The sequence below is a fragment of the Acidithiobacillus marinus genome, assembly GCF_002847505.1.
Taxonomy (GTDB): domain Bacteria; phylum Pseudomonadota; class Gammaproteobacteria; order Acidithiobacillales; family Acidithiobacillaceae; genus Acidithiobacillus; species Acidithiobacillus marinus.
The window spans coordinates 1-1,259 of record NZ_MXAV01000005.1 but is presented as its reverse complement, the minus strand read 5'-3'; the positions used below and the strand labels follow the sequence as shown (position 1 = coordinate 1,259).

At 56.3% G+C, this 1,259-nt stretch carries 1 protein-coding gene; it reads right to left on the bottom strand.

Annotation, left to right across the window (positions count from 1 at the left end; all coding sequences use genetic code 11):
* A partial coding sequence (locus B1757_RS16205; protein WP_101536756.1) for an ISL3 family transposase occupies positions 1–1,206 on the bottom strand: 1,206 nt, incomplete at its 3' end.
* Positions 1,207–1,259 lie beyond the last annotated feature (53 nt).

The following is a 1,259-nucleotide window of genomic DNA, read 5'->3' as shown; positions in this document are numbered from 1 at the left end:
TAGCCTGAGATCCAGCTTGCCCAGGATCAGGTAGGCCATGTTGATAAAGTTCTTGTGCGTGCGGTAACCCCGAGCCTTGGCCTTGGCGGATTGAATGAGGCTGTTGAAACCTTCCAGAATTCCATTGGTGATCTGGCTCTCGAACCATCGGAGCACGCCATCCCAGTGATTCATGATGGTGTAGGCGACCTTGACGATAGGCGGCAGATCGCTGGTTCTGGCGTTTTCCAACCAGGCTTTCAAGAGGGTAGCCCCCTGATGGCGATTCTTGATCGTGAAGATGTCCTGAAAGGTCAGGCGGAACTGGTAGGCCTGCGCCGTCTTGAGGTTCTGGTCTTTGAGTAATGCCTGCAGCTTTTCTTTCTGCTTCACCTTGAGGTTGCAATCGTTCTTGAGCCAGAGCCAGCGGGTCTTTTTGAGATTTGGCTGAGTGAGGACTTCCCCCTTGCGCACGTCGTCCACGGCCTCGTTGACGAGCTTCATGAGGTGAAAACGATCGAAAGTGATCTCCGCATTGGGCAGGTGCTCGGCAGCCCCTTTCTGGAAGGCCGGCGAGAGGTCCATGCTCACATCGGTGATCGCTTCCGCGCTACCACCATGGGCCTGTAGATCTGCGGAGAATCTCTCAAAGGTCTTGGCATCCTTGCCGGGAGTAGCGAACAAGAGTCGCCGGGCATCCAGATCCACGAAGAGCGTGATGTAGTCGTGGCCGCGCCGACTGCTGGTTTCATCGACGCCGACGGCATGGACATGGGCCATATCCACTCTGGTACGGGCTTCTGGCACATAGTGGTCAATCACCCGCCACAGGAGCGTGTCGGTCTCGCCGACTAGGCGGGCTACGGTCAATACCGGCATCTCCCGCACCAGGGTCATGATCAGCGCTTCGAAGAGCAGGGTGAAATGCGAGCCTTCCCGTGCCCAGGGAACAGATATCTGATGCACTCCATGCTCCTGGCACTTCACACGAGGTACGCGGGCATGGAGATAGGCTTCATGCTGGAAGAAATCCATGTGCCGCCAAGTATGGTCACGGGTATCATGTACCGGACACTCCTCACCACAGACGGAGCAAGCAAAGCGACTACCCTTGGGAAAGTTGATGTGCAGATCCAGGCGTTTCTCCTCCACCGTGAAAGTCACATGATCCACCAACCACGGCGGAACCAATCCTAACGCGAGAGAAAACAGCTCTTCAGGGACCATCAGCTAACTCCAATTCAGGGCACGACCGCTCCACAGCATTCTACCCCCTACCC